The 9,308-nt window shown below is 73.2% G+C and carries 7 protein-coding genes; all 7 read right to left on the bottom strand.

Annotation, left to right across the window (positions count from 1 at the left end; translation table 11 throughout):
* Positions 1-23: 23 nt before the first annotated feature.
* Positions 24-1,313 (bottom strand): MFS transporter, encoded by a 1,290-nt coding sequence (locus E0D90_RS04280; protein WP_227869977.1) that lies wholly within the window; start codon positions 1,311-1,313, stop codon positions 24-26.
* Complete coding sequence (locus tag E0D90_RS04275; protein WP_130796645.1) at positions 1,313-2,740, bottom strand: IS701 family transposase; 1,428 nt, start codon at positions 2,738-2,740, stop codon at positions 1,313-1,315. Before E0D90_RS04275 ends, E0D90_RS04280 begins: the two co-directional genes overlap by 1 nt.
* 209 nt (positions 2,741-2,949) lie before the next feature.
* Positions 2,950-4,335, bottom strand: coding sequence for a hypothetical protein (locus tag E0D90_RS04270; protein WP_130796644.1), 1,386 nt, complete (start codon positions 4,333-4,335; stop codon positions 2,950-2,952).
* A complete protein-coding gene (locus tag E0D90_RS04265; protein ID WP_130796643.1) occupies positions 4,332-5,219 on the bottom strand; it encodes an FAH family protein in 888 nt (295 codons plus the stop codon). Before E0D90_RS04265 ends, E0D90_RS04270 begins: the two co-directional genes overlap by 4 nt.
* Positions 5,220-5,281: 62 nt before the next feature.
* Positions 5,282-6,457: a mandelate racemase/muconate lactonizing enzyme family protein gene (locus tag E0D90_RS04260; protein WP_130796642.1), complete on the bottom strand. Its 1,176-nt coding sequence runs from the start codon at positions 6,455-6,457 to the stop codon at positions 5,282-5,284.
* A complete protein-coding gene (locus tag E0D90_RS04255; protein ID WP_130796641.1) occupies positions 6,450-7,331 on the bottom strand; it encodes an alpha/beta fold hydrolase in 882 nt (293 codons plus the stop codon). The genes E0D90_RS04260 and E0D90_RS04255 overlap by 8 nt, the downstream gene beginning before the upstream one ends.
* 139 nt (positions 7,332-7,470) lie before the next feature.
* Positions 7,471-9,171, bottom strand: a complete 1,701-nt coding sequence (locus E0D90_RS04250; protein ID WP_130796640.1) for a GH3 family acyl-acid amido synthetase — start codon at positions 9,169-9,171, stop codon at positions 7,471-7,473.
* Between the last annotated feature and the right edge of the window lie 137 nt (positions 9,172-9,308).

Genomic DNA, 9,308 nt, shown 5'->3' with positions numbered 1-9,308 from the left:
GTGGGGGTCGTGGGGGTCGTGGGTCAGGGCCTGGGCGCTTCGGCGGAGGCGGTGAGCGGTTCGGGCGCGGCGTCCGGCCCGGTGACGGAGTCGCCGTGGGGGCCGGTGGTCTCGGGAGCCTGCGCGGCGCCCGCTTCCCGGGTGAACCCCCGCAGCCGTGGCAGCAGGGCGAACCCGATCACCACCACCACGCCCACGCCGAGGACGGAGATCCACAGCGTCGGGTAGCCCTGGGAGTGGGCCAGGGCGAGTCCGGCCGGGCTGCCGACCACGAACGCCGCGTTCCAGGCGAAGAAGTAGGAGCCCTGGTAGGTGCTGACGCGGTCGGCCGGTGCCCGGTCGGCGATGAAGGTGGCGGACATCGGTGCCCACAGCACTTCCCCGAGCGTCCAGATCAGCGTCGCGGCGGTGAAGGCGACCAGTCCGTTGGCGAAGACGTTGCTGCCGAAACCGAGGGCGATGAGGCCGCCCGCCAGCATCAGCGGGATGTGTGCCCGCATGCCGCCGACCAGTCGGGGCACCAGGGGCAGCAGCAGGATGGAGAGCACCGCGTTGACCGCCAGGACGAAGCCGATGTTGGCGGGGGTGAGACCGCTGTCCCGCATGTCCAGCGGCAGCGTGGAGTTGACCTGGAGGTAGACGCAGCCGAGCAGGAAGGTCAGCAGCAGGAAGCCGACCAGGACCGGGGTGCGGAAGGGTTCGGCGACTCCGCGTGCGGCGGACTTGATCGCGGCCGTCGCGCTCGTCGGCCGGCCCGCGGGGCGCGGCGCGTCGGCGGGCACGGCACACACCAGGGCGGCGTAGAGCAGGCAGGACGCCGCCCAGACCACGAAGAGGGCGGTGGGGCTGACCTCGAGCAGGAAGCCGGAGAGGATCGGGCTCAGCGACATACCGGTGTTGAAGCCGACCAGGAAGAGGCTGTACGCCTTGGTGAAGTCCTTCCTCGGCACGATCGTGGAGATCAGTCCGGCGCCGGCGGGCCGGTCGATGGCCGACAGCAGACCGGTGGCCAGCGCCAGGGCGCACAGCGCCACCACGTTCTCGGAGACGATGAACAGGAGCGCCATCACGGCGGTCACCGGCTGGGCGGCGATGATCGTGCGGCGTGGCCCGATCAGGTCGGCGACGGCGCCACCGACCAGTCCCGACAGCAGGATTCCGGCGCCGAAGAAGCCGACGACCAGCGGGGTCGTACCGGGCTCGACCAGCCCTTCCTGCTCCAGGTACAGGACGAGGAAGGCGGGGGCGAGCATGCCGAGCCTGCCTACGGTCTGCCCGCACCACAGCAGCCAGAACGCCTTGGGAAGGGCCATCAGGAGCATCCTGTTCGTCTCGGAGTCGCGGGGGCCGGCCGTGGGGCCGCCGGGGCCCCTGCCGGAGTCGTCGCCGGCTGCCCGGCCATGGCCATCGCCGGCTGCCTGGCCGGATTCGTCGCCGCACGGGTGTGCGGGGGCGACGGTCTGAGCTGGCCGCCGCGCGGCGGCCGGTCCGCGGCGGGGCGCCGGACACCCCGGGCGCTGTCGCGGGGCGGCATGGCCCAGCGCAGTGAGGTGGCCTCGCGCGGCGGTGCGGCCTCGCGCGGCGGGGTGAGGTGACCGAGCGCGCGGTAGGCCAGGGCGGCGGACACCAGCGTCATGTGGTGGTGCCAGCCCGGGTAGGAGCGCCCTTCGAAGGCGCGCAGCCCCACGTCGTCGAGCTGCTTCACCGCCTCGGCGGTGGCCGTGCCCAGCCGGACGGCCTCCGCCAGCTCGCGGGGTGGGCGGTCCGTCAGGTCGGTGAGCCAGAGCCGTCCCAGCGCGCCGTCCGGCAGTCGCTCGCCGACCAGCCGGACGGTGGCCGGGGTACCGGGGAGCCGGACCAGCGCCATCGCGATGCCGGTCGGCGCGGGAAGTTGGTGGGGCCGGGACGAGTGCGCCCCGAGCAGATCACGCGCGGGGAGAGGGCCGGCGCCGGAGCGGCCGGCGGCCGGGCGGTCGGGCAGCAGCGCGAGGTCTTCGCGCACCCGCACCACGAACCGGCCTCGCGCGGCGAGCCCTTCGACCAGGGCCGACGGCTCCGCGAAGCCGTCGAGGTCCGCGAGGACCGGCAACGCCCGTACGTCTCCGGCGGGAAGCAGTGAGCCGGCCGAGTCGACCAGATCCAGCGCCAGCGCGGTGGCCGACCGTGCCGACCCGGGAGCATCGCCGGGGATACGGGCCCGGCTCCGGGCCTGCGGGTCGTCGGACCACGGGCCGGGCAGCAGCAGCCGCCAGTCGACCGGGACGGCCGCGGCGGGTCCGGTGAGGAACGCGCCCAACCCCAGCTGGCAGTTGACCGTGCGGCCGTCGCCCGGGACGAAACGCCGGTGCACTCCGCAGGAGCGGTCCCCACGCTTGGGCAGCACCGTGGCGCCGAGGACCAGGGCGCGCGGAGCGGCACGGCGCACCACCCAGTCGGCCAGCAGCGCGCGCACCGGCTGCCACTCCCAGGGGCTGGCGTTGACGAACTGGTGCAGCGCCTGCGCGGCGGTGGCCGAGTCGGAGACCCGGGCCGCGATCCGTCGCGTCGTCTTCCGGCCGGGGGTGACGAGCAGGCCGCGGGTGTAGGCGTGGGCCCAGCGGCGCTGGTCGGCGCGAGGAAGCCCGGCGAACAGCTCCGCCACGAACGCGCCGAAGGCGGGGTGGTCGGCACCGGTGGTGGCACGGTCGCGCGACGGCCGCGCCGCTGCCGGTGCGCCGGTCGTGGATAACACCCTCGCCATGGCTCGTGTCCCTTCCTCGTCTACGGGCGGGCCGAACTTTCGGGATCGGGGCGCCCGTCGACGACGGGTGGGTGCCCCCGGAAGGGCCTGCGTCCCGATCCACGTGAAACAATAGAGAGTGATTTCTTTGTTTTCAATCGCGCCTCCCACCTCCGTTGACGACTTTGCGGAGTCCGGCCGAGCGCACCGCCGCGACCTGCGGCGTCGTCTCAGGCGTGGTGCGCGTCACTCGGCAGGACGGCCGCCGCCAGCTCGTGCCCGGCCGCCGCAGCCCACTCCCTCCCCAGCTCCCCCGAGGCGAGTGTGACCGTCAACTCGCCCCGGAACGACGACAGATGGAGCGAGACACCCGGCGGCCCGGCACCCCGTGCGGCGACGGTCCGCAGCCGGGTCACCCGAGCGGCGTACGGGCCGAGCGCGGCGTCCACCGCACCGGCGTCGAGGACCCGCAGCTCCGGGACCCTGACGTGCGCCGCGCGCTCCGCGGCGGACCGGCGGATCGCGGCGTGCCCACGCCTGTCGGGACGCCACTCCCGTCCGGCCGCGCAGAGCGCGGCGGCGTCCGACCGCGCCCTCGCCGACGGCTCGCCGCCGGGGACGGCCCGCAGCCGGGCGTCCACCATCGTCAGCACACAGCCGGGCTCGGCGATCAGTGTCCGTTCCGCGTAACGCCGACGCAGCGACATGGCCGTCGCCACCGCGACCTCGGTGTGCTCGGTGCGCCGCGCCAGCGCCTCGGCCAGAACGCTGGTGAGGAACCCGCTCACCGTCAGGCGCCGCGCCAGGCACCACTCGCGCAGCCTTCGGCTCTCCCGGGCGGGCAGGGAGAGCACCAGCGGGCCGTCGTCACGTTCGACCCGGGGCAGCCCCGGCGGGGCGAGACCGGCCGGCCGCGCCCGTCCCGACAGCTCCCGGCGTCGCACGGGTTCGGTGCCCTCCGGCGGCACGGTGCGGTCCGGAGTCGCGGTGTACTCGGAAGGCGCGGCGTACTCCGGCGGCGCGGCGTACTCCGGCGGGGAGATGCGCTCCGAACTCCCCGCGTAGCGCGGCGGCCGGCGCCGGCCGCACGCGCCGCACCCGCACGCGTCCGACCCCGCGTAGGTGAGCTCGTCGGTGTCCGGCGGCAGCACCTCCGGCGACAACTCCCGAGGCGCGGCAGCCACCTGGGGATCGCCGTCCAGCAGGGCGGCCAGCAGCGAGCGCACCAGGCGGCTGGAGGTGTAGCCGTCGCAGATCGCCGGGTGCAGGCCGAGCGAGAACCGCGTCCCGCCGCCCGGGTCGGGCCGGGCACGCAGCCGCCACAGCCGCCCGCCCGGCGACGCCCGGCTCGCGCCCGCCCAGCCGGTGGCGTCCCGGTCGGCCGGGCCGGGCCGCCGGAACAGCAGCCCGTCGGCGGTCTCCTCGATCCGGAGCGACAGCATCGGCGACCGCTCCAGCCAGGTGCGCACCGACCGCTCCACCCGTGCGGGCGAGAACGGGCGGTCCACGGTGAAACCGGTGGTGAGCCGGCCCCCGCCGCGCGTCAGCAGATGGGCGTAGGCGGCCGCGGCCTCGGTACCGCTCAGGCCGCGCACGATGTCACCGGGGCCCGTCACGGCGTCTCACGCGCGGCGGGCGCCGGTCCCGGGGAGGCGCGGCGAACGGGGTTGGAGACGGTGACGCCGTGGCTCTCGAAGTCCAGCGTGACGCGGTCGCCGTCGGCGATCCGGAAGCCGTCGTGGAAGCTGCTGCGGTCGGCGCCGATGTAGACGTAGTGCACCCGGCCCGGGGCGAGCAGGGTGTGGTGGGAGAAGAGTTCGTCGGTGATGGCGTCCAGGCCGTAGTGCAGCGCCTTGGTGCCGGTGGTGAACTCCCCCTGCCAACAGAGGGCTTCATGACGCTCCACGGTCACGCGGCCGGTGACCTCGTGCGGCGGCTCGCCGAGGAACAGCCAGGGCGCCACTCCCGCGTCGCAGAGTTTGGCGTAGGAGAGGTGGCCGCGGTGGTTACGGAAGCGGCCGATGTCGGTGAGGTCGTTGCCGAAGGTGTAGCCGACGTAGCGGGGCAGACCGTCCGCGTCGCCGATGTACACCAGGACGATCTCCGCCTCCTCGGTCAGCGCGACGGCGGACGCCGGGGCGCGCAACTCCTGCCCGGGGGTGCGCAGGACGTCACCCAGCCCCTTGAGGAACCAGGCGGGCTGGGCCGGTGTCTCCGCGTCCACCTTGACGTTGTGGGTCTGCATGAACCCGCCGACGAGCGCGTCGCCGGGCCGCTCGGGCAGCAGCGGCGGGCGGTACCCGACCGCGTCGCGCTCGGCGGGGGCCACGGTCAACCACTCGGCGTCGGCCAGCAGTTCGGTGATGTCCTCGCCGGCGGCCAGCGGCGTCAGCAGGTCGCGTTCACCCAGCGGGGTGAGGGTCAACGGCTCACCGTCGCGCGGCAGTCCGAGGCCGATGTGGCGGCGCCCCCGGTAGGTGCATTCGAAGAGTACGGTCATGGTTCTGGTGCCTTTCCGTGATGGGAACTCCGGGTACGGGGTGGTGTACGGCCGGGCACCGGTCAGAGGTCGCTGACGGCCCAGCGCTCCGCGTGGTCGGCCAGTTCCATGCCCCAGCCCGAACCGGCCGCCGGAGCAAGGGTGTTGGAGTGACGGTCGACGGCCGGTGGCGGCACGACGACCATCTCCGGGAAGAAGCGGTCGGACTGGCCGGCCTCGACGGTGATGGCGTCCGGGTGGCCGAAGGCCACCGCCCGGCCGGCGTTGATCAGCGGTCCCACCTCGGCGACCTGGACCCCGAACTGGAACCGGAGCCCGTGCTCCCGGGCCTGGGCGGCGAGCCGGGCCGCCGGGAGCGGCCCGCCGTTCTTCGACACCCGGATGTTGAACGCGTCGCACGCCTCGGCGGCGATCGCGTTCCGGGCGTCCCGGGACGTGCAGACCGACTCGTCCAGCATCACGCGCACCGCCCCGTCCCGGCGCAGCGCGCGCAGCCCTTCCCAGGAGCCCTTGGGCAGCGGCTCCTCCACGTAGTCGACCCCGGCCGTCCGCAGGCGGCGGGCGTGGCCGATCGCCTCCGCGGCGGTCCAGCTCATGTTGGCGTCGACCATGATCGGCAGGTCGTCGCCGAGCTTCTCGCGGATGGTGCGCACGGTGCGGGCGTCGCGCTCCAGATCGTCCGACGCCTTGATCTTCACGAAGTGGAAGGGGCCACGGGTCGCCAGGAACTCGTCGGTCTCCAGGCTGAGATCGAGCACCTGGGAGACCGGGAGGGTTCCGGTCTCCCGCTCGCCGCCGAGCGCGCCGGCCATGCCGGGCGTGCCGACCATGCCGGGCGTGCCGGGCAGCAGCCGTCCCGCAGGGACTCCCAGGCGGCGGCCGAGCCAGTCGAGTACGGCGGTCTCCAGCAGGCAGAGCAGGTTGTTGCCGCCGTCGACGCCGAAGCAGCGGGCGAAGCCGAGCCGGTGCAGAAGACCGGGCCACTCCTGCGGCGGCCGCCCGGTCAGCCGGGCGAACAGCGCCGGGAGGTCGACCCGTTGCAGCGCGGTGCGCACGCTGGCCGTGGTCTCGCCGGTGACGTACGACCGGGGAGCGCACTCCCCCAGGCCGGTCACTCCGCCCACCGACAGGCTCAGCAGCAGGCTGTCGGAGGTGCGGCGCCGGGCCGCCGGGTGGTCGAAGGAGGTCCGCATGGGCAGCTCTACGTGGTAGAGCCGGGCCCGTCCTGCCTCAGGCACCGCGGTTCACCCCCTGGAGCAGGGTGTGCGTGGAGGTCCAGTCGACCAGGTCGTCACTGACGCCGGTGTAGAAGAGGTAGTGCTTGTCGGTGGGGAACTTCATCTGCGCCCCACGCCCCGAGACCAGCTGCTGGAAGACGGAGTGCGCGGCGTCGAGGTCCACGATCGGATCGGTCATCCCGGAGACGAACGTGGCCGAGGGGACCGCCCGGGGCCGACGGGCCGGGTCCAGGTACCGGCGTTCCAGGTCCAGCAGCACGGCACGCGAGCGCCGGGTCACCTGCCGTACCGCCAGGTCGTCGTTGTCGATGAAGTGCCGGTACTTGACCTCGTCGGTGAAGTCGGAGGACCGCAGGCCCGCGTCCCAGAGTTCGGTGCCGGGTCCGGTGGCCAGCGCCGCGCGCTCCTCCACGCCCAGGGTGGCGTGCATCCGGCCCAGCCAGGAGGAGCAGAACACCGCGCTGTCGTAGGAGGTGGTGAACCCGTCGTCGCAGAGCAGGGCGGCCAGGAAGGAGCCGCCGAGGCAGTGGCCGAACAGCGTGAGGGGCGTGGACTCGCCGATGGTCTGCCGCACCGCGGCGACGGCCCGGGCGTAGTCGTCCAGCAGGGTGTCGGCGCCGGGCAGTTCGTGGCGCGGGCCGGGACTGATGCCGCTGCCGCGCCGGTCCAGCACGAAGAAGGCGATGTCGTTGTCGGCGAACCGCGGCCCGACCTCCCACAGCCATCCGGCGTGGCTCTGGAGCCCGTGGAAGTAGAAGACGGCGCCCTTGGTGTGCTGCGGACGCCACACGTGCAGGGCGAGCCGGGCGTCGTCGCACGGCACGTCGATGATCTCGCGGCGGATGTTCTGCGGCGGCCTCATGGTCTCGATCACGTTCATCACTCCTCGGTCGCGCGCCGGGCGACCCGGACGGGTCAGCCGGCGGATTGGGGGTGGATCAGGTGGATCGGATTGAGCGGGTGAAGCGGTGGAGCTTGCGGAGCGTGCGGGGCGGTCGGGTCGTTCGCGGGCGTCAGTGGGTGAGAACCGCCTCGACGAAGTCGCTGTCCCGCTGGAAGGGCTTGTACTTGTACTGGGTGGAGTTGCCCTGCTGCCGCCGGGACTCGACGTAGGCGGCGATCGCGCCCTGCCGCACCGTGCGCACCCGCAGACCGGCGAGGCGGCTGCTGTCCCGCTTGGAGGCGTACTCGATGTTGATGGTGGACAGTTCCCGGTCGATGCCGGCGGACAGCTCGCGGTCCAGTTCCTCGGCGGGGCTGGGCACCTCGACGACGACCGCGTAGGAGGGCAGCCCTCCCCAGCGCGGGCCGCACATGTAGAGACCGGTGTCCAGGCCGCCGGCCGCCAGACCCTGCCGGATCGCCTGGGTGACCTGGCCCTCGGTGATCTTCTCGCCGGTGAAGGAGTGGAAGACGCCGTCGCGGTGGGTGAAGTGCACCCAGGGCGTGCCGTCGACGATCCGGTCGACGCGGTAGATGTCGCCGGTCCACAGCCGGGCGTGCCCGTTCCCCTGCGACATGATCAGGTGGTAGTCGCGGCCCGCCTCCACCTCGTCATGCAGCAGCGTCTCGATCCGCTCCCCCGCGTCCAGCAGTTCGCCCAGCGGCACTTCGGCCGGGACGAACTCGAAGTACGCCTGGCTGACCGCGAGCGGCTGGCTGTCGAGCGTGTCGTCCACGGGGATGGTGGTGACGCCCTCGGTGCCGCAGCTCATGAACGGCAGCTTGGCGACACCGGGCAGAACGGCTTCCAGCCTCGGCCGGTACAGCTCCGCGGAGGCGGACAGCCAGCAGCTGTACAGGGTCAGCGACGGCCAGACGTCGACCAGGCTGAACTCGTCCTGGGCCAGGACGCCTTCCAGGTGCCGGGCCGCCACCTCGTCGGGCTCGGCGTACGGCCGGCCCTCCAGGGTGCCCTCGCGCAGGTCACGGACCAGGTCGGCGCCGAACTCCGCGATCAGGTCACGCAGCGAGACCAGGGTGCTGGGGTTGATCGCCGAGATGTAGTGCAGCTGCCGCCCGACCAGGTGCCGCACCCGGTGGTACATCCGGCCCGAGTGGCTGGTGGGGGTGTCCGGGCCGAACCAGGGCGACGTGTACCAGGGCGGGTTCCAGTCCCGGCTGTTGATCTGCGGGTGCCGGTTGCTGATCGCCTGGTGCTCGACCCCGTGCACGAAGTCGTACACGTCCTCACGGACCGTCTGGGTGTCCAGCGTGGCCCAGGGGTGCGCGAGGATCTCCGGGTGGAGCTCCAGATAGGTGCCCCACATGGCCTTCATCGCCGGTATCCGGTACTTCAGCAGCCAGTGCAGGGTGTACGGGACGCGCTTGGGGGTGCCGGTCGTCCCGCTGGTCTTGAGCCAGCGCAGCACCGGGCTGCAGGAGAGGACGCCGCCCTTGGTCCGGGTCTCGCGGTCGATCTGCTCGGCGTAGTCGTCGTAACGCATCACGGGCAGGACGGACCGGAAGGTCGACGGGTCGGCGACGACCGCGTCGTACCCCTGCTCCTTCCAGTGCAGGGAGCCGGCCCCGATGTCGATGAGGTCGGCCAGTACCCGGGCCTGCGCGGCGGCCGGGTCCTTGAGGTCGGCGAGCAGGTCCTGGCGGGCCGCGAGGCACTCCTGGAAGAAGGGGTCGCGCCGTGCCTGCCAGTGGTTCTGCCACTGGTCGTCCTGCGACGTGGGCGCGTTCTGCGATGTCGGCTGCGTGTTCATGCGTTCTCTCCTCGGTGCGGACGGGCCGGCCCGGCTGAATCAGGGCATGGGTCGGCACCACCCGGCGGCGGCCGGGCGGTTGGGGGGGAAGGAAAGCGGTGCGGGTGTGTGGCGGATGCCGGCGCGTCGGCGCGTCG

This window comes from Streptomyces otsuchiensis (assembly GCF_004305975.1).
GTDB classification, from domain to species: Bacteria; Actinomycetota; Actinomycetes; order Streptomycetales; family Streptomycetaceae; genus Streptomyces; species Streptomyces otsuchiensis.
The sequence above is the reverse complement of the archived record's forward strand: the minus strand, read 5'-3'. Positions and strand labels throughout refer to the sequence as shown.

Coding starts and splice junctions, on each gene's coding strand:
- E0D90_RS04280 (WP_227869977.1), bottom strand. CDS start 1,313: ATGGCCCTTCCCAAGGCGTTCTGGCTGCTGTGGTGCGGGCAGACCGTA.
- E0D90_RS04275 (WP_130796645.1), bottom strand. CDS start 2,740: ATGGCGAGGGTGTTATCCACGACCGGCGCACCGGCAGCGGCGCGGCCG.
- E0D90_RS04265 (WP_130796643.1), bottom strand. CDS start 5,219: ATGACCGTACTCTTCGAATGCACCTACCGGGGGCGCCGCCACATCGGC.
- E0D90_RS04250 (WP_130796640.1), bottom strand. CDS start 9,171: ATGAACACGCAGCCGACATCGCAGAACGCGCCCACGTCGCAGGACGAC.